At 68.5% G+C, this 19,923-nt stretch carries 18 protein-coding genes and 1 pseudogene; 10 read left to right on the top strand and 9 right to left on the bottom strand.

Going from position 1 to position 19,923, the window contains the following annotated elements; all coding sequences use genetic code 11:
• Positions 1-41 precede the first annotated feature (41 nt).
• The 7 genes from IPJ61_RS05995 to IPJ61_RS05965 form a co-directional block, all read right to left on the bottom strand.
• Positions 42-1,337, bottom strand: a complete 1,296-nt coding sequence (locus tag IPJ61_RS05995) for an MFS transporter (protein WP_297104107.1) — start codon at positions 1,335-1,337, stop codon at positions 42-44.
• 46 nt (positions 1,338-1,383) lie between these two features.
• Positions 1,384-2,736 carry an L-serine ammonia-lyase gene (locus tag IPJ61_RS05990; protein WP_297104105.1) on the bottom strand — a complete coding sequence of 451 codons (1,353 nt, stop codon included), beginning with the start codon at positions 2,734-2,736 and terminating at the stop codon, positions 1,384-1,386.
• Positions 2,733-3,443, bottom strand: a complete 711-nt coding sequence (locus tag IPJ61_RS05985) for a DUF3100 domain-containing protein (RefSeq protein ID WP_297104103.1) — start codon at positions 3,441-3,443, stop codon at positions 2,733-2,735. Before IPJ61_RS05985 ends, IPJ61_RS05990 begins: the two co-directional genes overlap by 4 nt.
• A complete protein-coding gene (locus IPJ61_RS05980; RefSeq protein ID WP_297104101.1) occupies positions 3,373-4,080 on the bottom strand; it encodes a DUF3100 domain-containing protein in 708 nt (235 codons plus the stop codon). Before IPJ61_RS05980 ends, IPJ61_RS05985 begins: the two co-directional genes overlap by 71 nt.
• A gap of 61 nt (positions 4,081-4,141) precedes the next feature.
• Positions 4,142-5,353: a M20 family metallopeptidase gene (locus tag IPJ61_RS05975; RefSeq protein WP_297104099.1), complete on the bottom strand. Its 1,212-nt coding sequence runs from the start codon at positions 5,351-5,353 to the stop codon at positions 4,142-4,144.
• Positions 5,354-5,599: 246 nt separating this feature from the next.
• The gene (locus IPJ61_RS05970) at positions 5,600-5,887 is read right to left on the bottom strand and encodes a hypothetical protein (RefSeq protein WP_297104097.1); all 288 of its coding nucleotides are present in this window, start codon (positions 5,885-5,887) and stop codon (positions 5,600-5,602) included.
• Positions 5,887-7,101, bottom strand: coding sequence for an inorganic phosphate transporter (locus tag IPJ61_RS05965; RefSeq protein WP_297104095.1), 1,215 nt, complete (start codon positions 7,099-7,101; stop codon positions 5,887-5,889). Before IPJ61_RS05965 ends, IPJ61_RS05970 begins: the two co-directional genes overlap by 1 nt.
• Positions 7,102-7,216: 115 nt before the next feature.
• On the opposite strand from IPJ61_RS05965, the gene IPJ61_RS05960 reads away from it, so the two are divergent.
• The 3 genes from IPJ61_RS05960 (at position 7,217) to IPJ61_RS05950 (ending at position 10,269) form a co-directional block, all read left to right on the top strand.
• Positions 7,217-7,945 carry a M48 family metallopeptidase gene (locus IPJ61_RS05960; protein ID WP_297104093.1) on the top strand — a complete coding sequence of 243 codons (729 nt, stop codon included), beginning with the start codon at positions 7,217-7,219 and terminating at the stop codon, positions 7,943-7,945.
• A gap of 93 nt (positions 7,946-8,038) precedes the next feature.
• Entirely contained in the window at positions 8,039-9,217 is a 1,179-nt protein-coding gene (locus tag IPJ61_RS05955) for a L,D-transpeptidase family protein (protein WP_297104091.1), read from the top strand.
• Between the two features lie 110 nt (positions 9,218-9,327).
• Positions 9,328-10,269: a hypothetical protein gene (locus IPJ61_RS05950; protein ID WP_297104089.1), complete on the top strand. Its 942-nt coding sequence runs from the start codon at positions 9,328-9,330 to the stop codon at positions 10,267-10,269.
• Here the strand turns inward: IPJ61_RS05950 and IPJ61_RS05945 are convergent.
• Positions 10,266-10,883: a hypothetical protein gene (locus IPJ61_RS05945; RefSeq protein ID WP_297104088.1), complete on the bottom strand. Its 618-nt coding sequence runs from the start codon at positions 10,881-10,883 to the stop codon at positions 10,266-10,268. The two genes, IPJ61_RS05950 and IPJ61_RS05945, sit on opposite strands and share 4 nt — an antisense overlap.
• A gap of 133 nt (positions 10,884-11,016) precedes the next feature.
• Here IPJ61_RS05945 and IPJ61_RS05940 point away from each other — a divergent pair, with 133 nt between their 5' ends.
• The 7 genes from IPJ61_RS05940 to IPJ61_RS05910 all read left to right on the top strand — a co-directional run bounded on the left by IPJ61_RS05940 (position 11,017) and on the right by IPJ61_RS05910 (position 19,515).
• Positions 11,017-11,925 (top strand): DUF4192 family protein, encoded by a 909-nt coding sequence (locus IPJ61_RS05940; protein WP_297104087.1) that lies wholly within the window; start codon positions 11,017-11,019, stop codon positions 11,923-11,925.
• 64 nt (positions 11,926-11,989) lie between these two features.
• Complete coding sequence (locus tag IPJ61_RS05935) at positions 11,990-12,913, top strand: carbohydrate kinase family protein (RefSeq protein WP_297104085.1); 924 nt, start codon at positions 11,990-11,992, stop codon at positions 12,911-12,913.
• Positions 12,914-13,019: 106 nt separating this feature from the next.
• Positions 13,020-15,491: a leucine--tRNA ligase gene (gene leuS / locus IPJ61_RS05930; protein WP_297104083.1), complete on the top strand. Its 2,472-nt coding sequence runs from the start codon at positions 13,020-13,022 to the stop codon at positions 15,489-15,491.
• 334 nt (positions 15,492-15,825) lie between these two features.
• On the top strand, positions 15,826-16,443 hold the full coding sequence (locus IPJ61_RS05925) for a helix-hairpin-helix domain-containing protein (protein WP_297104081.1): 618 nt from the start codon (positions 15,826-15,828) through the stop codon (positions 16,441-16,443).
• A 44-nt stretch (positions 16,444-16,487) separates the two neighbouring features.
• Positions 16,488-18,809 (top strand): ComEC/Rec2 family competence protein, encoded by a 2,322-nt coding sequence (locus IPJ61_RS05920; RefSeq protein ID WP_297104079.1) that lies wholly within the window; start codon positions 16,488-16,490, stop codon positions 18,807-18,809.
• A 75-nt stretch (positions 18,810-18,884) separates the two neighbouring features.
• A complete protein-coding gene (locus IPJ61_RS05915) occupies positions 18,885-19,112 on the top strand; it encodes a hypothetical protein (RefSeq protein WP_297104077.1) in 228 nt (75 codons plus the stop codon).
• Positions 19,105-19,515 (top strand): PIN domain-containing protein, encoded by a 411-nt coding sequence (locus IPJ61_RS05910; protein WP_297104075.1) that lies wholly within the window; start codon positions 19,105-19,107, stop codon positions 19,513-19,515. Before IPJ61_RS05915 ends, IPJ61_RS05910 begins: the two co-directional genes overlap by 8 nt.
• A 36-nt stretch (positions 19,516-19,551) precedes the next feature.
• Here IPJ61_RS05910 and IPJ61_RS05905 read toward each other — a convergent pair.
• Positions 19,552-19,923, bottom strand: a pseudogene (locus tag IPJ61_RS05905) (cupin domain-containing protein); the annotation flags it as partial.

Below are 19,923 nucleotides of genomic sequence, written 5' to 3'. Positions count from 1 at the left end.
CGCCACAGTACGCCGCCGCGTCAGCCCTGCCCAGGGTGCGTTTACGCGGGCGAAGGAGCTTCGTCGTGTTGCTGCGTGTGCGTGGTCACCCAGAACCGTCCCGCGACGATCAGCCCGAGTACCAGGAGCGCCGACGTCAGCAGGAACGGCCAGCTGCGGTCCATGCTCGACAGCCACCCGCTGATCCAGCCGAAGGGAGCGGTGACGAGCATCACGCAGGTGCGCTGGATGGCCATCACGCGGGACCGCTCGTTCTGGTCGACGTGCAGCGCCACGAGGGACTCGGCAAGCACGAAGAGGATGCCCGCGCCCAACGCGTCGAGGACAAGGCAGCCCGCGAGCAGGACATAGGTGGAGGTGACGGCCGCGCCGTCGGAGGCGGGGATGCCCACAAGCAGCAGCTGGCTGGCGAGGTAGATCCCGAAGCCGATCAGCGTGGGCGCCTTGAGCCGCTGGGCGTGCGTCAGCCGTGGGATGAGGGTGAAGAAGAACAGCACCGACAGCAGCGACCGGACCATCGGGAAGAACGGCAGCAGCGCGTCGGGGATGCCGAGGCGCTGGTTGATCACGACCTGCCAGAACGTGCCGTTGACGAGCGTGACGGCGCCGACGATGGCGGCGATGATCAGCGAGAAGATCGTGCCCTTCGACCGGACGATGAGGCCCAGCACGCCGCGGTACTCCGACAGCGAGGTCCAGATGCTCACTCCGCGGGTCTGCTCCATGCGGACCCGTCCCGTGGCGGTCTCCGTCGTGTAGTGGTAGAGCAGCCAGATCTTGACCGCCATGATGAACCCGGCGTTCAGGTAAAGGATTCGCACGGCCAGTTCGAGGCCGAGGTTCGAGACGAGCACGGCCGCGATCGGCGCGAAGAGGGCGGAGAACTCGGCGGCCACCTTGATCAGCGAGTAGACCTTGGGGATCTCCTTCCGGTCGACGTCCTCGACAAGCAGGCAGTCCCACGAGTTCTGCGTGACCTGCCAGGCGCCGTTGACGACCGACGCGATGAGGAACCACCAGAAGTTCTGGGCGAACGCCCAGATCACACAGGGGATGACCCAGGCGATGATGTCGAACACCGCGGTCGTCACCCGTCGGCCCATCTTGTCGGTGATCACCCCGCTGAGCAGGCCGAACACCACCTGGGAAAGGATCGAGATGGTCGCAAGCAGGCCGATCTGCGTGTCGTGGACACCGAGCGCCAGCATGAAGACCGACGCGTACGGCAGCACCAGCATCATCGAGAGCCCCCAGAGGGGCTCGGTGTAGACCGAGGCGCGGCCGTTGCCGCGGAGACCGAGCAGGGACACGATCAGGGGGTTGCGGACGCGGCTCACCGGCCCAGTCAACTCCGGTCCGTGCACGTTGTCCAACGGGGGATCGTCAGCACTCCACGACGTTGACCGCGAGGCCCGCGCGGCTGGTCTCCTTGTAGCGCTCGGACATGTCAGCGCCCGTTTGGCGCATCGTCTCGATGGTCGTGTCCAGGGGGACGACGTGGGTGCCGTCGCCGAGCAGCGCGAGACGCGTGGCCATGAGCGCCGTCGACGCGGCAATCGCGTTGCGCTCGATGCAAGGGATCTGAACCAGGCCACCGACGGGGTCGCAGGTGAGGCCCAGGTGGTGCTCGATGGCGATCTCGGCGGCGTTCTCGATCTGGGCGGGAGTGCCGCCACGCAACGCCGTGAGGCCCGCCGCGGCCATGGCGCAGGCGCTGCCGACCTCAGCCTGGCAGCCCGCCTCCGCGCCGGAGATGGAGGCGTTGGCCTTGAAGATGGAGCCGACGGCCGTCGCCGTGAGCAGGAACGTGCGGATGGCGTCGGCGGGAAAGCCGCTCGCGACGGTCGCGTAGTACAGCACGGCGGGCAGCACCCCCGCTGCTCCGTTGGTGGGCGCCGTGACCACCCGGCCTCCGGAGGCGTTCTCCTCGTTGACCGCGAGCGCATACATGGCCAGCGCCTCGCCGGACTGCCGGGAGACCTCGGCCATCAGTCGCCGCCAACCGGCCGCGGCCCGACGGCGCACCTGCAGTCCGCCCGGGAGCACGCCGTCGGCGCGGAGGCCGGCCTCCACGCAGGCGCGCATGGCGCCCCAGATCGCGTCGAGCCCGGCCGTCACCCGCTCCTCGCTGTGAAGGGCGATCTCATCCTCCCAGGCGATCTGCGCGATGGACCTGCCCTTCGCCAACTCGAGCAGTTCGGCCATGTTCGCGTAGGCGTGAACGCGCGTCGGAGCCGTTGTATCACCCGAAGGTTCGTCGCCGACGCGGCGGATGAAGCCCCCGTCGATGGACAGATAGGTCTCCTCGACGATCCTGCCCGCGCCGACCAGCGCGTACAGGATCATCGAGTTCGGGTGCCCCTCATGGCGGGAGAGGGGCGCGAACTCGAGGTCCTCCCTATGCAGCGGGACCCCGCCGATGTCGAGGACCTCGCCGTCGTACAGTCGCCGCCACTGCCCGTGTACGAGCGCCGGGTCCACCGTCTCCGGTTCGTGACCGCGCAGGCCGGCGATCACGGCGTCGGGGGTGCCGTGGCCGATGCCGGTGGCGGCGAGCGACCCCTGGAGCCGGCAGCGGAATCGTGTGACGTCGCCGAGGATCCCGGCCTCGCCCAGGCGACGCCGGAAGTCCAGACCCGCCCGCATCGGCCCGACCGTGTGAGAACTGGATGGGCCGATGCCGATGGAGAAGATGTCGAGCGCGGAGGTGTAGACGGCGCGCTTGGGGTCGGTCATCTGTGCAGGATAGCCAGCACGGCCTCGGCGATCACAGTGGAGGCCAGGAAGGTGGCCGCTATGACCACGAAGCCCACCGGGAGGATCTTCCAGCCGATCTGCCTGAGCATCGGTAAATCCTTGCCGATGCTGAGCCCTGCGATGGCAAGCATCAGCGTGATGACGGAGAGGAAGTTCACCGACGCCGAGGTCTCCAGCACCCACGCGGCACCCGGGAACCACGGCGAAGTGATGTAGGCGCCAATCACGATGACGACGATGAGCGCCGGTACCTTGCCCTTTGTGAGCTTCGCGAGCCACAGGCCGACGGCGACAATGGCCGCCATGAGCAGGTAGGTGAGCACCATGTCGAAGGAGAAGCCCTTAGCCGCGATGACAGCGGTGACGAGACCCGCACCGGTCAGGATGATCAGGCTGGTCACCCAGGACAGGTTCACCTTGGGAGCCTCGAGTGCCTTGGAGATCTCGCCGATGGTGCTGGTGGCCTCGGCGACCGTGGGGTTCTTCTGATTGCGGGTGAGGAAGCGATAGAACCGGTCGGCCAGCGGCAGCGAGATCCAGAGCGCGAGCGGCACGCCGGCGAGGCTGGCGATCAAGTTGGCAGTGGTGGCGAAGGCGGCGATCTGGTCCGTGAACTCAGGATGGGCCGCGGTGACCGATGCGATGCCTGCGGCCATCATGGAGCCGGAGCCGACGCCGGAGCCCATCGCGAGGGCTTCCCAGCGGAAGATGTTCAGCGACGAAACGACCGAGGGCCAGGTGGCTGACGATGATGGCGCCGAAGATCGACCCGAAGACGTACATCGAGAGCACGCCGCGGTACTGCGGCGAGTCCGCGCCGAACCGCGAGGTGACCATGGCGAAGGACGGCTCGCGGTCGATCGAGAAGGTTGCGCCGACGGTGGCGGGGCCCATTCGCAGCAGGACGGCGAGCGGCAGGGCGAGCAGCAGCGAGCCGAACACGTTGCCGAGCTCTTGCAGCAGCAGCGCGGGGCCCGCGCTGAGCAGTTCGGGGATCTGCTGCCCGAGGGTGAGCGCGAGGCGTCCGCAGAGGACGAGCACGGCGACGGCCATGATCGCGTTGGCCGTGTGCTGCAGGTCGTGGGGGAGCGGCTTGAGCCGCTGGCCGGAGACGAGCACACCCATCAGCAGCGCCCAGATCATGGGCAGCAGCATGATGGAAACCTTGCCGAGCGGAATGGTGGCCGGCCCGATCAGCTGGGCGATGGCGGCGATCACGGTCATCAGGCCGATCAGGACCCAGAGGCCCTTGTCGCCGAGGCCGATCGTGAATTCGCGAGGGGTCGTGACCGAGGGGGAGCCGGTCTCAGGAGGTGTGGTCATCGGTGTCTCATTTCGGTAGGTGGGCCCGGGATTTGCCACGGGCCCACACCAGCTCAAGCGATCAGGCGGAGAACTTCGCCTGGGTGGCCCCGGCGGGGCGTTCGGCCTTGCGGCGCTGGAAGTCGGCGCGCAGGTACGGGGTGAGGGCGACGTCGACCACCGTCGCGGCCATGGTGACCGCTCCGTCGACGATGGCGTCGTCGGCTTCGGGGCTGGCCGCGATCTCGGTGAAGGCCGGGTTGTGGGCCGGCGCCTGCTTGCCGCGGAAGGTAAGGAGCGGATGGATCGACGGCACCACGAGCGAGACGTTACCCATGTCGGTGGAGCCGCCGCCCAGCTGTTCGGAGTAGTCGAGGACGCGTCCGCGGGCCTCGAAGTTCTTGTCCCAAAGGTCGGCGAGCGCGGGGTCGTGAACGAGCGGAGCGTACGGGTGCTCCGTCGGCCGCCATTCCCAGGTGCAACCCGTGGCAACCGCTCCGGCCTCGAAGCAGCGCAGCACCTTCTGCTTCATGTCGCGCCAGATGCCCAGGTCGTAGGCGCGCAGCTCGACCTGTACGACGGCGCGGTCGGGAATGATGTTGGTGGCCTCGCCGCCGTGCGAGATGAAGGCGTTGAGATTGACCTCCTTCGGCAGGTGCTGGCGCAGCATCGCGAAGGCGTTGAGGGCGAGGATGGCCGCGTTCGATGCGTTGATGCCCATCTCCGGCATGCCCGCGGCATGCGCGGTAAGGCCCGTGTAGATGACCTCGAAGCGGTCGACCGCCGTGGAGTTCATCGAGCGCGCGCTGTGCGAGTCGCCGGTCATGCCCGGTGTCGAGGTCATGCCGTGCACCATGAGCGAGATATCGGCGTCCTCGAAGGCCCCGGCCTCCAGAAGCGAGACCTTGCCGCCGCCGTGCTCCTCGGCCGGGGTGCCAAGCAGCTTCACGCGGAGCCCCGCATTGGCTGCCACCTCAGCGAGGCCCAGCGCCGCCCCGACGCCGGCGGAGGCGATCACGTTGTGCCCACACGCGTGGCCGATGCCCGGGAGCGCGTCGTACTCGGCACAGATCACGACGGTGAGGTCGCCGTCGCCATAGACCGCCTCAACCGCGGTGGGGATGTCGTAGGGGCCTACCTCGACGGCGAAGCCCGCCTCCCGGAGCGCATCGGCGACGAGTGCAGCCGCGGCGTGCTCCTCCCAGGACAGCTCCGGGTTCTCGTGAATGGCGTGGCTGAGGGCGACCAATTGGTCTTTCCTTCGCTCCACCTCTTCTGTGGCGCGCTGCTTCACGGCCTCCAGCGTGTCGGGGTTGCGGTCACGATGGGCTCCTCACGGGTCGATAGACGACCGTGCTGTCGCATTGCTGCCAGCACGTTGCCTCATCGTAGACCCGGGTATAGGGGTATGCGGGACGGTTTCGTCAAGAGGTCCGCGGGTAGGTGGCGCCGTAGCAGGTGCCACCTACCCGCGGAGACTCTAGGACGGCGTTAATCCATCTCGCCCCGTTGGAGCCGTGTCACCCCTGCGCGGAGCGCGTCAGAAGCCGGGGATGAACCGTTCGAAGCTGAGCTTGATCCCGAAACCGTGTGCGACGATGACGGCGATACCGAGGCCGATGGCGCCGATCACCAGTGAGAAGCAGACGATGGCGCCGATCTTGCCGATCAGGTGCGTGCGATGGTTCGGGTCGTCGGCGTCGTGCCCGGTGCCGTAGGACAGCGAGCGCAGCCCCAGCGCGAAGACCGCGGGGAGCCCGGCGCCGAGGATGACGCCGGCGAGGAGGACATGCCATGCGCCCTCGAGCGCGAGCCAGAGATTGTTCATCAGTGCGTCCTCACCGGAACGGGACGGTCGGTCACGTCCTCGACCCAGTCGTCGTTCACGTTCTTGTGGTCCACGCGATTACGGCGCGAGTAGACGTACATGACGCCGGAGAGCGCGATCAGGATCGCGAACACAAGCAGCGCGCCCAGCAACCCGCCGACGCTGTGTCCGATGAACCAGGTCAGCGCTCCCGCGATGCCTGCGGCCGGAAGCGTGATGACCCATGCGATGACCATGCGGCCGGCAACCGACCAGTTCACCGCGGCGCGGCGGCCGAGGCCGCTGCCCAGGATGGAGCCTGTTGCGACGTGCGTCGTCGACAGCGCGAAGCCGAGGTGGCTGGAGGCGAGGATGACCGCGGCCGACGAGGACTCCGCGGCCAGCCCTTGCGGCGGGCAGACTTCGACGAGCCCTTTGCCCATGGTGCGAATGATGCGCCATCCGCCGATGTAGGTGCCGAGTGCGATCGCGACCGCACAGGCCAACTTCACCCAGAACGGCACGCCGTGCAGATCCGTCCAGGAGCCGGTCGCGATGAGTGCGAGCGTGATCACGCCCATGGTCTTCTGCGCGTCGTTGGTGCCGTGGGCGAGGGAGATGAGGGAGGAGGATCCGATCTGGCCGAGCCGGAAGCCCTTGTCGCGGAAGCCCTCGGCGACCGATCGGGTGACCCGGAAGACGAGCCAGGTGCCGATCGAGGCGACGACGATCGCGATCGCGGGGGCCATCAACGCGGGCAGGATCACCTTGCCGACGACGCCGTCGAGCTTGGTGCCGTCGCCCGCCCACTTGACGCCGTCCGCGCCGAGGCCGAGCATCGTCGCACCGATGAGCCCGCCGAAGAGCGCGTGCGATGAGCTGGAGGGTAGTCCGAAGAGCCAGGTGAGGAGGTTCCAGAGGATGGCGCCCACGAGGCCCGCGAGGATGATCAGCAGGAGGCCCATGCCTCCGTCGGCGATCAGCTCGGGGCGGGGGGCGCCGTCGGTATCCTGGATCCGGACCACGGCGTTGGTGACGGTGAGCGCCACCTCCACGGACAGGAAGGCGCCGATCAAGTTGAGGATGGCCGACAGTGTGACGGCTACTTTTGGCTTCAGCGCGCCGGTCGCGATGGACGTTGCCATGGCGTTGCCGGTGTCATGGAAACCGTTGGTGAAGTCGAAGGCCAAAGCGACGACAACGACTAGTGAGAGCACGACCAGTTCTGCGGGCACCCTCCTAGTGTGACCCGAAATCGGCGAATCGTCATCATCGGGGTCGGCTAAGCGTTCGGTGCGGCACGTTTCGCGCTCCATGAAGGATGTCGGAGGGGCGGTCTAGCATGCGGCTATGCCTCGTAAAGCACACCGCAGCCAGCGTATCGAGCACGCCGGATTGGTGGTGGATGTCACATGGAAGGACATCCGCAGCATCCGCCTGCGGGTGCTGCCGCCGGACGGCCGGCTCGCGGTGTCGGCGCCGTTGCGGGTACCGGTGGAGACCGTGCGCGGCTTCTTGGAGGCCAACCGGGAATGGGCCGCGCACGCCAGCACCCGGGTGCGGATGAACGCGCCTGTCGTCGAGCCGCTCCGTGACGGGGGTCGCGCCAGGTTGTGGGGGAGGTGGAGGGAGGTGAGCGTCTCGCCTGCTGCCCGTGCCGTCGGACGGGTGGACGAACGCGGCGTGATCTGCCTCTCAGGCGGCGACGACGCCAGCCTGCGACAGGCTTTGGATAGGGTCTACCGCGCCGAGTTGGAGGCGGTGGTGCCGCACTTGCATGGGGTGTGGGAGTCGAGGATCGGGAGGTCGGCGAGCAGGATCAGGCTGCGGCGGATGACCACGAGGTGGGGGAGCTGCAACACCGGCTCCCGGTCGATCACCCTTAATATCGCGTTGGCGGAGCATCCGCCCGAGGCGCTGGAGTCCGTCCTTGTGCACGAGATGGTGCACCTGTGGGAGCGGGGCCACGGCCCGCGGTTCCAGAGACTCATGGACGAGATGCTCCCGGACTGGCGAGCACGGCGGGCGGCGCTCAACGAAAGGCCGCCGAGTCGCTTCCCGGGAGATGCGGGTGGGTGAGCTATCGTCGGAAGAGTGCCCCCGAAGCGGGCGCGGCGGCTGCCGCGTCCCGCTCCTGAGGCCGGACCCTTCCCCCACAGAGGTCACGAGCAGATGAGTATGTTGACCCGGGCGGCGAGCATCGTCGTCCTCGCAGCGCTGACGATGATGAGCGCGTGCGCACCCGAGCCGGTGACCGGCGAGCCCATCGATCCTCCGTCGACGGTGGCGACACCCGTCGCGCCGGCGCCCACCACGTCGTCCCCGGTCACGCCGGAGCCGACCGAGCCGTCGGTCGAGCCGTCCGTGCTACCGCCGGTGACGCCGTCGGTCGAGCCCACCGTGGATCCGACGGCGGAGCCGACCACGTCCGAGGTTCCCGAACCGACGCCGACGAGCACCGCGCTGGTGAAGCTCGGCGACGAGGGCGACAAGGTGCGTGAGCTGCAGCACCGACTGCTGCAGCTGCAGTGGTGGGAAGGCAAGATCACGCCCACCTTCGACGAGGCGACGAAGCTCGCCGTCGAAGGATTCCAGGGCAAGCGTGGCTTCCCGGTTACCGGTGAGGTCGACAAGGTCACCTGGGACAAGCTCGTCGACATGACGCGCACGCCCACCAAGGACGAGATGATGAACATCATGCGTCCCGGGCCCGCGCTCATGAAGAAGGGGGACAAGGGCGACGACGTCAAGGACCTCCAGGCGCGGCTGAAGCAGATCGCCTGGTTCTCGGAGCGGATCACGGGGAACTACGGCGACGTCACGGCGGCGGCCGTCAAGGGATTCCAGGCCAAGCGCGAGATTCCCGTGACCGGCGAGGTGGACCAGCGCACGCTGGACCGGCTGCGTGCCATGACGCGCAAGCCGACCACCGACGAGTTGAACAACGTGCCGAGGCAGACAGGGTCGTCGTCGATGAGGCTGGACGACCGTTGTCTCGAGGGCCGCGTGATCTGCATCTCCAAGAGCCAGCGCCGCCTGGCGTGGGTGGTGGACGGCAAGATCCAGCGGACGATGGACGTGCGGTTCGGCTCCGAGCTCACACCCACCCGCAACGGTGTCTTCTCCGTCTACTGGAAGTCCCGCAACCACGTCTCGAAGCTGTACGACACCCCGATGCCGTACGCGCTGTTCTTCAGCGGCGGTCAGGCCGTGCACTATTCGGCAGACTTCGCGGCCCGCGGCTACAACGGCTCCTCGCACGGCTGCGTCAACGTTCGCGACCGCGCAGCCGTCAGTGAACTGTTCGACCTCGTGCGCGAGGGAGACAAGGTCGTGGTCTTCACAGGCTGAAAGTCCGCGGAACCTCCGCGGTGTGACGACCGCGAGACCGTGGTCCGATGGGCCTCGCCGTGAGGCTCGGGTAGGCTGCGACCGATTTCACGCAGCGGAAGGGCACACCCGTGACATTCGAAAACGGTCTTGCGATCGCCATGCAGGTGGTCTCGTCGTTCCTCTTCGCGAGCGGAGCCATCCTGCAGAGCCTGGGCGTGAAGTCCACCTTCGACCCCAATGCGACGGCGTCGTCGAACCAGCTCACGCTGAAGGGCATGTTGCGCCTCTTCCGCATCCCGAAGTGGCTGCTCGGCCTGCTTTTCGTGTTCACGGGCGCGGGCATCCATTTGGTGGCGCTGTCGTTCGCGCCCGTCGCCGTGGTGCAGCCGGTCGGCATCCTCGCGGTGCCGTGGTCAGTCCTGCTGGCCGCCCGCATCCACAAGCACCACGTCTCGGGCAAGCTCTGGGGCGCTGTCGGCGTCACCGTGCTCGGCGTGGTCGGCTTCACCTACTTCTCCACGACCTTTGCGACCGGGGAGAAGCCCATCCACTTCGGCCCTATGGCGTGGTCGTTCCTCGTGGTGTGCGCGGTCTGCGGCATCCTCTCGTTCTTCGCGCGCCGTGCGGTGCCGTGGGCTAAGGCGACCCTGTGGTCGGCCGTCGGCGCCACGTTCTATGGCCTGGCGTCGGGTTTCATGAAGGCGGCGATGTCGCTGTTCCAGCAGGGGCATCCGCTGACCGGCCTGCATTTCGTCTCGGCGGTCGCGATGATGCTGGCCTGTTACGGCATGGGCGTGTGGATGATCCAGCAGGGCTACGCATCCGGCCCGGCCGAGATCACCGTCGGCACGATGACGACGGTGGACCCGTTCGTCGCGGTGCTGTTCGGGCTCATCGTGCTCGGCGAGGGTATGGGCATGGGCCCGCTGCCCATCGCGGGCATGATCGTCACCGGGGCCATCGCCGTCTGGGGTGTCGTGCTGCTCAGCAAGGATCATCCCGACGCTGTCGCGGAGCGTGAGAAGGCCGCGCTCGAGGCGGCGCAGGCGGAGGCGACCAACAACTCCTAGCCGGAGACGGGGAGGGCGTTGAGGGCGATCCGTCCCGACGGCGTCGCCAGCACGATCGTCGCGTCCGCCCTCGGCATGATGAAGGCGACGTCCGCCTCGTAGGGGGTTCCTGCCCGCACGGTGAATGCGGGCTCGCCAACCGGGTCGAAGCTCTCCCGAGTCTCGTTCGTGAATGCGAAAAGCGAGAACCCGTACTCGCCGTTCTCGACTTCCACGCGCACGCGCAGCGAGAGATGGTCGTCCTCCCAGCGGTAGCTGACGATCTCGAAGATGCCGTCCCCGTTGCCCTCGAACGGGATGAAGTTGCCGGTACGGGTCGGCTCAGGGGCGGCGGTCGCCGTGGTGGGTGCGGTCGGCTGCGGGTCCTCCGTGGGCGGCGAGCCGAAGAACTGCATCGCGATGATGATCGCGCCGACGACGACGATGGCGGCGAGCACCAGCCACATGCTCCGGTTCGGGCGCCGCGGCGGCTGCAGGTCCTGATAGTCGTACCCCTGTGGCTGCGGCTGCTGTCCGAAGGGCTGGCGCGGATCGCGGCCCTGCGTGTCCCCGAACTGCTGCGGGCGCCAGTTCGGGTCCTGCCGCGCCCAGGGGTTCTCTTGCTGGTTGCTCATGATGCGCCCAGCGTACCCACGGCACTGCACCCGTCTGGTGCCGCTCGCTACGGCGCCCACCGGTGGATCGAGGCTTATCCACAACTTGGGCCGGAGGTGACGAATCGAGTCCCGTTCTTGCCATTACGCCTATATGAAGACTCTCTCGATCCGCGGCCGGAGCCGCGAAGACCTGCTGGCCATCCCTCCTGTCGTCCTCGGCTACCACCCCGAGGACTCGGTCGTCGTGCTCGCCCTCTACGATGGCGTCCTCCTGATGTCCGCTCGGATACGCCACGACTGGCACCTCGAGCACCACGAGGAGACCTTTGCCCAGCTGTCCGCAGCCATCGACAACATCCCGGGCTGCCGCTTCGCCCTGCTCAGCTACGGCGAGCGGGAACGCGCGTCGGTGTCGCTGCTAGAGCTGGCGGACATCATCGGTCACCACCTCGTACTCGAGGCGCTCGTGACCGACGGCAAGCGTTCATGGGACCTCGGAACGGGCGACCCACCCGAGCCGTACCGGTTCGAGGACACCGCGGTTGCTGCGCAGGCGGTGTTCAACGGCGTGAGCATCGCGCGCAACCGGGAGGAGGCCATCGCCCCTGTCGTGGAACACGAAGCGCCGAACCCGACTCTTGTGGCGATCGCGGAAGACAAGGTCGCGCGGCTGTCGCCGAAGAGGGCGATGGCCAGGATGTCTCGCCTGGTGGAGCAGGAGAGGGCCCTGACCCCGGCTACCGCTGTCGAGTTGGCCGTGTTCCTCGACGATGACGAGCGCATGGTCTCGGTGCTGGCGGCACTGAACCGGGAGAACGCAGACCGGGTGTGGCGGAACCTGGTCAGTGCCCGGCGGCTGTGCCCGCCAGGGTGCGAGGCGAACGTGCTCGCCCTGCTCACGGCCGCCTCCTGGCTGAGCGGCAGGGGAGCGGTGCAGACCGCCTGTCTCGAGCAGTTGGCGGAACTCGATCCCCGACACGTTGTCGGCCGGATGATGGCGGACCTGCATCGTCGGGGCGCTCCTCCCTCCCGGTTGAGCGAGGAGGAAGCGGAGGAATGAGCTGATGCCTCCGCAACTGTCTGGGCGAGCCCCACGAAGGGACGGCGTGCCGTAGGGTTTGCCCATGCGTTTCGTGGTGTGCGGTGAAGCACTTATCGACCTGATGCCCGAGGAGCAGCTCTCCCCCCAGGAGAGCCGCTGGATCGCCCGCTCCGGCGGCGGCCCCATGAACTCGGCGGTGGCCCTCGCCAAGCAGGGGCTCGACACCCATTTCCTCGGCAGGCTCAGTTCGGACTCCTTCGGGCGTCAGCTGCGCAGTCATCTGGAGGAGGCAGGCGTCGAACTCGACCTCGCCGTCGCCACCGACGACCCGACCACCATGGCCGTCGTCTCCCTCGACGAGGACGGCAAGGCCACGTACGCCTTCCACTTCGACGGCACCACGAACTTCAACTGGAAGGCCGACGAGTTCCCGCAGCTCCGAGCGGACGACTGGCTGCACTTCGGGTCCATCGCCGCAGTCATCGATCCGGGCTATGCCCGCGTCCTCGAGTTCGTGGGCGCGACCGACGCGGCGGTCAGCTTCGACATCAACGTCCGGCCATCGACGATGCCTGACCGGGCAACCTACTTCGAGCGTGTCAGCGCGTTCATGGCCGCGGTCGGCAACGGCGGCGGCATCGTCAAGGCCAGCGATGAGGACATCTCGTGGCTCGTCGACGACGAGGAAGACCCGCTCGGCTACGCGGAGGGCTGGGCGGCAGAGTACGGCCTCGCGTTGTTCATCGTCACGCTCGGTGCCGACGGCATCGCCGCGGTGACCCGCGACGGCCGCCGCGTGCAGGTTCCCGGCTTCCGGATCGACGTCGTCGACACCGTCGGCGCCGGCGACACGTTCATGGCAGGTTTCCTCGCCGCCTACTCGGAGAACCCGGCGGACCTGGAGGCCGTACTGCGCCGCGGCGCGGCGGCCGCCGCCATCGTCTGCACGCGCAAGGGCGCCCACCCGCCGACTGCCGCGGAGATCGACGCGCTTCTCGCGAGCTGACGCCCCGGACTGCGGCCTTTCCCGCGCGACGAAGCGGAGGCGTTGTCGCGGTATATTTGGCGCCCGTGTGCGACCGCGCGCACGAAGACGCACAAGGGAGAAGCTCGTGAGCTCGGAGCCAGGCCAGTACAACTTGGTGCAGGCGCAGGAGAAGTGGCAGGCATTCTGGGAGGCCGATCAGACCTTCCAGCCGCTCGACGACGGCAGCCGCGAGCGTCGCTACGTGCTCGACATGTTCCCGTACCCGTCCGGCGACCTCCACATGGGCCACGCTGAGGCCTACGCGATGGGCGACGTCGTGGCCCGGTTCTGGCGACTCAAGGGCTACGACGTCCTGCACCCCATCGGCTGGGACTCCTTCGGTCTCCCCGCCGAGAACGCTGCGATCAAGGCGGACGCGCACCCCGCGACGTGGACGTACAACAACATCGAGACGCAGGCGCGCTCCTTCAAGCGCTACGGCCTGAGCCTCGATTGGTCGCGCCGCCTGCAGACCTCCGACGAGGACTACTACCGCTGGACCCAGTGGCTGTTCCTGCGCTTCTTCGAGCGCGGCCTCGCCTACCGCAAGGACTCCTACGTCAACTGGTGCCCGAACGACCAGACCGTGCTGGCCAACGAGCAGGTCGTCGGCGGCCTGTGCGAGCGCTGCAAGTCCGAGGTCACCAAGCGCAAGCTCAACCAGTGGTACTTCAAGATCACCGACTACGCCGAGCAGCTGCTGGACGACATGGCGCAGCTTGAGGGTGGCTGGCCGGACCATGTGCTGGCGATGCAGCGCAACTGGATCGGCCGCTCCGAGGGCGCGCACGTGGAGTTCGTCGTCGATGGCCGCGAGGAGCCCATCACGGTGTTCACCACACGCCCTGACACGCTGTTCGGCGCGACCTTCATGGTCGTCGCGCCCGACGGCGACCTGGCCGCGGAGCTGGTGTCCGACGAGCAGCGTCCCGCGTTCGAGGCCTATCTCGAGCAGGTCAAGCGGATCACGGAGATCGAGCGCCAGTCGACGGAACACGAGAAGACAGGTGTCTGGCTGGGCATCACGGCGACCAACCCGGTCAACGGCGAGCAGGTCCCCGTCTGGGCCGCCGACTACGTGCTGGCCGACTACGGCACCGGCGCGATCATGGCCGTGCCCGCGCACGACCAGCGCGACCTCGACTTCGCCCGCAAGTACGGCCTGCCCGTGCGCACGGTGATCGATGTCGACGGCACGGATCCTGCCGTGACCGGCGTCGCGACCTCCGGTGACGGCACCTATCTGAACTCCGGACCGCTCGACGGCCTCACCGACAAAGCCTCCGGGGTCTCCACGATCATCGCGCAGCTGGAGGAAGCGGGCACCGGCACCGGCACCATCCAGTACCGCCTGCGCGACTGGCTGTTGTCGCGCCAGCGCTTCTGGGGCTGCCCCATCCCGATCGTGCACTGCGCCGCGTGCGGCGAGGTCCCGGTTCCCGACGACCAGCTCCCGGTGCGCCTGCCAGACCTGCGCGGTGCGGCGTTGTCCCCGAAGGGATCCTCGCCGTTGGCGTCGGCCACCGACTGGGTGAAGACCACCTGCCCGACGTGCGGCGGCCCCGCGGAGCGTGACACCGACACGATGGACACGTTCGTCGACTCGTCGTGGTACTTCCTGCGGTACTGCTCGCCCGGCTACACCGAGGGCCCGTTCGATCCGGAGCAGGTCCGCACCTGGATGCCGGTGGCGCAGTACGTGGGCGGCGTCGAGCACGCCATCCTCCACCTGCTCTACATGCGCTTCTTCAGCAAGGTGCTGCGCGACATGGGCATGCTGGACTTCGACGAGCCCATGCAGCGGCTGCTGAACCAGGGGCAGGTCCTCAACCAGGGCAAGGCCATGAGCAAGTCGCTGGGCAACGGCGTCGACCTCGGCAAGCAGATCGACGAGTTCGGTGTGGACGCGGTGCGCCTGACGATGGTGTTCGCCGGTCCGCCGGAGGACGACATCGACTGGGCCGACGTGTCCCCGGCGTCGAGCCTGAAGTTCCTGCAGCGCGCCTATCGTCTGGCCGACGATGTGACCTCGGCCCCCGGCGTGGACTTCGCCGAGGGTGATGCCAGCCTGCGCAAGGCAACGCACAAGGCCATCACGGAGGTGTCGCAGCTGCTGGACTCTGGCCGCTTCAACGTCGCCGTTGCCCGCACGATGGAACTGGTCAACGCCACCCGCAAGGCCATCGACGGCGCCGCAGGCCCCGCCGATCCCGCCGTGCGCGAGGCCGCGATGTTCGTCGCGCAGTCGCTGAGCGTCGTCGCCCCGTACGTCGCGGAGGAGATGTGGGAGGTCCTCGGGCTGCCGCCGTCGATCGCCAACAGCCAGTGGCCGACACCGAACCCGGCGTTGATCGTCGACGACACCGTCACGATGGTCGTCCAGATCCAGGGCAAGATCCGCGGCAAGCTTGAGGTGCCGGCCGATATCACCGAGGAGGCAGCGCTGGAACTGGCGCTTGCCGACGAGGCGGTGCAGCGCTCGCTGGCCGGCCGCGAGGTCGTCAAGGTCATCGCGCGCCTGCCCAAGATGCTGAGCTTGGTCCCCACCGCTGGTTGAGCCGGACCCCCGCGCGAAGCGCCGGGTCCGTGTCGAAACCAATAGACCGGCACTGCTTCATCGACTTGTCCACAGATTCGCACCCCGATGGGAAATCGGGGTGCGTTTTTGACATCACGCTCGTATGGAGCGTGTGGATGTCGAGGAGGTGGCCCGCGCCCGGCTTGCGTACATCAGCGCCGGGCACGGGGCCATCGGCGGGCCGCGGCGGGCTGTCGCGGAGAGCGCACCGGAGCCACCCGTAGGGTCCGCGCCCGCGTCTCCTGATCCGATTCCGCCCGCATCGGAGACGCGCCCGCCTCGGGCCGGAGGGCGGTGGCATCTGCCGCGTGGCGTGACGTTGCAGCATGTACTCGTCGTGGCGCTGCTGCTGCTCAGCGGAGTGGGAGTGGCCGTCGCGGCACTGAGCCGCAGTTCGGCGACGGAGGTGCCGCTGGCGCCCATCATCAGCACAGCCGTGGCCGCCACGCCCCCCGCGCCCTCGCCGTCGCCCACGCCGCCGAGGATTCGGGTGCATGTGACCGGTGCCGTGGTGAACCCCGGCGTCGTCGCGCTGCCCGAAGGAGCCATCGCGCAGGACGCCATCGTGGCAGCTGGTGGGCTGGCCGACGATGCGGATCCGGCGCTGCTGAACTTGGCCGCACCGCTGGCCGACGGCGTTCAGGTGGTGATCGGAACGAAGAAGGAGCCGCTGGGCGAGCTCCGCGGGGCGGCCCCGGGAGGTAACGGTCACGGTGGCTCCGCGGCGAGTGGCGCCGGCGCGGCGCTTGACCTCAACATGGCGACGGCGGACCAACTCGAGGCGCTTCCCGGCGTGGGTCCGGTGATGGCGTCGGCGATCCTGGCCTGGCGTGAGGAGAACGGGCGATTCACGAGCGTCGACGAGTTGCAGGAAATCAGCGGCATCGGGGCCAAGACGCTGGAGAAGCTGCGGCCGCTGGTGAAGGTATGACCTCGCCGAGCTCTGCGCACGAGGGTGGCGAGAGGGAGGGCCCGGTGCTCGCGCGGCATGACCTCCGCCTGGTCCCGCTCGCGGTCGCCTGCTGGGGCGGGGCGTTCATCGGCGTGTCTGGCTGGCGCCCGGAACCGGGAGCGTTGTTCTCCCTGACCGTCGGGGTGGGGCTGCTGGGAGTCCTAGCGCTGCGTGCCCGGCGTCCGTGGCTCGCTATCTGCGTCGCGGCGCTCCTTCTCGCGACGTTGGCGGCGGGCGCGCGGTCATGGGTGCTGCACGAGTCCCCGGTCGCGGCCCTTGCGGCGGATAGGGCCAGCGGGGTGGTCGAGTTCCGGCCGCGCGCCGAGCCGCACCCGTCCGGCGATGTGGTCGTGGTGCGGGGTGAAATGCTGAGCTATGAGGGGCGTGGTCGGCGGATCGAGTCGCGGGTCCCGGTGGTGATGATCGGGGTTGGCGCGCAGGGTGAGGCGGCTCTGCGACTGATCCCCGGTGCCCGCTACCAGGCGCGCGTGCGCCTAGGCGCCACAGAACCGGGCGATGCGGCGGCGGCACTGCTGAGCCTGCGACAGGACCCCGTTCGTTTGGACGATCCTGGTCCGTTGGACGCCCTCGCCAACGGCCTGCGCTCCGGGCTGCGTGCCGCGGTGGCCCACTCCCCGCCCGAGCAGGCCGCGTTGGTTCCCTCGCTGGTCGTCGGCGATACGTCGGCGGTGTCCGAGGAGATGGGTGAGGCGTTCAGGGCCACGGGACTCACGCACCTGATGGCGGTATCGGGCGCCAACCTCACGCTCATGCTGGTCGTCCTCTTGGCCGCTGTGCGCGGTGCAGGCCTGCGCGGATGGTGGGTGCGAGGCGCCGCGGTGGTGGGAGTTGGTGGGTTCGTACTCGTGTGTGGGCAGGATCCGTCCGTGCTGCGCGCCGCGGCGATGGGGCTCGTCGCGCTCGCGGCCACGGGCGCGAGCAGGGGATCGCGGAGCGTGCGGGGACTCGCGGTGGCCGTGTGTGTGTTGATGTGGATCGATCCCTGGCTCGCGAGCTCGGCGGGCTTCGCTTTGTCGGTGGCGGCGTGCGCAGGGATCGTCCTGTTGGCTCCCCGGCTTATCGCAGCGATGGTCCATTGGTGCCCGCGGTGGGCGGCGGAGGCGCTGGCGGTCGCCCTTGCCGCGCAGCTGGCTACCCAGCCGATCGTGACGGCGATCAGCGGTCAGGTGTCGGTGGTCGGGGTGCTGACCAACGTGCTGGCGGCGCCCTTCGTCGGGCCTACGACGATCCTTGGGCTGGCGGCTGCCCTCCTGAGCTTCTGGCCGGTGCTCGCAGCAGGACCAGGCTGGGCGGCGGGTTGGTGCGCGCAACCCATCCTCTGGCTGGCGCATGCCGGTGCGTCCCTGCCGGCCGCCGCGTGGTCCTGGTCGGCGACGCCGATCGGTGTGCTTCTGGTGGGCGTTGGGTCGGGTGCCCTGGCAGCTCTGTTGGTGGTCGCGTTGCGTTCGCCATGGGGAGGGGCGGGCTTCGTTGCCATCCTCGTCGCGATGTGCCTCGTGCGTCCGGTGCCTCTGGGTTGGCCGGGCGAGTGGACCGCCGCCTTCTGCGACGTGGGTCAAGGCGATGCCACCGCCATCCGGGCAGGTCCGCGGGCAGCCGTGCTGATCGACGCCGCGCCCGACGGCCGCGACGTCGTCGCCTGCCTGGACTCGCTCGGAGTACGGGAGGTGCCGCTGCTGATCCTGACCCACTATCACGCGGATCACGTCGGAGGAGCCGACGACATTCTCTCCCGCTACCGCCCACGACTCGTGTTGGTGCGGGCGGGCGCGCCGCCAGCCTGGCTGACCGAGGCCGCGATACAGACGGGCGCGCAGCTACACACGCCCGTTCCCGGAGAGACGATCACGGCGGGAGAGGCGACGTGGCGCACGGTGTCCGTCGGAGAGGCGGGCGCTCTGGCCGAGGGAGTCGATGAAGGCCGCGACGGCCTGGGCGACGGGGAGGCCGAGAACGACGCGTCCATCGTGGGCGTCGCCGAGTCGGCCGGGTTGCGGGTCCTGTTGGCGGGCGACGCGGAACCTGTCGGGCAGGCGCGGGCGTTGAGGTCGGCCGCGCTGCTCGGCCTGGACCTGCGGGCTGACGTGCTCAAGCTGCCGCACCACGGCTCGGCCCGCCAGGAGCCGCGGTTCTTCGCGGCGAGCGGGGCGAGCCTCGCCGTCGCGAGCTCGGGCGCCGATAACGACTACGGACATCCGGCGAAGTCCGCGCTCGACCTCGCCACCACACATGGCATGGCCATCGCACGGACGGACACGCAGGGCACCATCCTCGTCGCGCGGCGCGACGAGGCACTTCGTGTCACCACGAGGAAGGAGCAGTGATGGGTGTGGGTCTCGCTATCGGGAGGTGGGGTTGCAGGTTGCACGTGTGGCACGGATTCAGTGTTACACTGATGCATGGCGAACCTGACGATCACGGTCGACGATGTGACGCTCAAGCGGGCGCGCATGCGTGCGTTGCAGCGCAACGAGTCAGTGAACGCGTACCTGGCGCAGGTGCTGCGACGCTATGCCGACGATGAAGGCTCTGCGATGGATGAGGTCATCGCGCTGGCACGGCAGAGCAGTGCTGGCTCGGAGGCACAGGGTCGTTCCTGGACGCGTGACCAGGCCCACCGTGGCTGAAGTCTTCCTCGACACGAACGTTCTTGTCTACGCCTTCGACACCTCTGACGAGGCGAAGCGTACGCGGGCGTTCGCTGTGCTGACTGACCATCCTGACGCGGTCATCAGTACCCAGGTGCTCCTGGAGTGGTTCACCATCGTGACCCGGAAGCTGACGCCGACGCTACCGCTCGCCGATGCGGTCACGGCGATGGGTGTTCTGGCCCGGTTGGATGTCGTGCCGGCCGACGCTGATCTCGCGCTCCGCGCGGCGCGCACCTCCGTGGAAGCGCAACTGTCGATCTGGGACGCGATGGTGATCGAGGCGGCCGCCATCGCCGGCTGCGGGACGATCTTGACCGAGGACCTCAACGACGGCCAGGTCATTCGTGGAGTGAAGGTCATCAACCCGTTCGCGGACTGACCATGCGGCGCGGTCCGAGTCGGCCGCCGTAACGCGCTAACGCCTGCTGGAACGTAGCGAGTTGAATCGGACGGGCACGTCGCCCGGGTTCGCGTAAGAGTGCTCGGCGTCGCCATGGAACGTCAGCGCATCCCCTTCGCCCAACTCGTAGGTGCGGCCGACCGCCTGCACACGCATCCGACCCCCGAGGACCTGGAGGAGTTCCCGGGTGCCCGGGGAGTGAGCCTCGCTGAAGTGCTGCTCTCCGGGTTCCAGAACCCAATCCCACAACTCGACGACATCTGGTGGTGCGATCCCGGCGACCAGGACGCCCCGTCCGCCGCGCGCACCGGTCCACAGCGCCGCGCCTTCTCCGTGGCGGGTGAGCTTCGCAGTGGCCGGTGCCGGCGGCTCGACCAAGGCGGGCAG

This window comes from Tessaracoccus sp. (assembly GCF_016714275.1).
Lineage (GTDB): Bacteria > Actinomycetota > Actinomycetes > Propionibacteriales > Propionibacteriaceae > Arachnia.
This window is presented reverse-complemented; position numbering and strand designations above follow the sequence as displayed.

Coding starts and splice junctions, on each gene's coding strand:
- IPJ61_RS05990 (WP_297104105.1), bottom strand. CDS start 2,736: ATGACCGACCCCAAGCGCGCCGTCTACACCTCCGCGCTCGACATCTTC.
- IPJ61_RS05985 (WP_297104103.1), bottom strand. CDS start 3,443: ATGGGCTCCGGCGTCGGCTCCGGCTCCATGATGGCCGCAGGCATCGCA.
- IPJ61_RS05980 (WP_297104101.1), bottom strand. CDS start 4,080: ATGACCACACCTCCTGAGACCGGCTCCCCCTCGGTCACGACCCCTCGC.
- IPJ61_RS05970 (WP_297104097.1), bottom strand. CDS start 5,887: ATGAACAATCTCTGGCTCGCGCTCGAGGGCGCATGGCATGTCCTCCTC.
- IPJ61_RS05960 (WP_297104093.1), top strand. CDS start 7,217: ATGCCTCGTAAAGCACACCGCAGCCAGCGTATCGAGCACGCCGGATTG.
- IPJ61_RS05955 (WP_297104091.1), top strand. CDS start 8,039: ATGAGTATGTTGACCCGGGCGGCGAGCATCGTCGTCCTCGCAGCGCTG.
- IPJ61_RS05945 (WP_297104088.1), bottom strand. CDS start 10,883: ATGAGCAACCAGCAAGAGAACCCCTGGGCGCGGCAGGACCCGAACTGG.
- IPJ61_RS05940 (WP_297104087.1), top strand. CDS start 11,017: ATGAAGACTCTCTCGATCCGCGGCCGGAGCCGCGAAGACCTGCTGGCC.
- IPJ61_RS05935 (WP_297104085.1), top strand. CDS start 11,990: ATGCGTTTCGTGGTGTGCGGTGAAGCACTTATCGACCTGATGCCCGAG.
- IPJ61_RS05915 (WP_297104077.1), top strand. CDS start 18,885: ATGGCGAACCTGACGATCACGGTCGACGATGTGACGCTCAAGCGGGCG.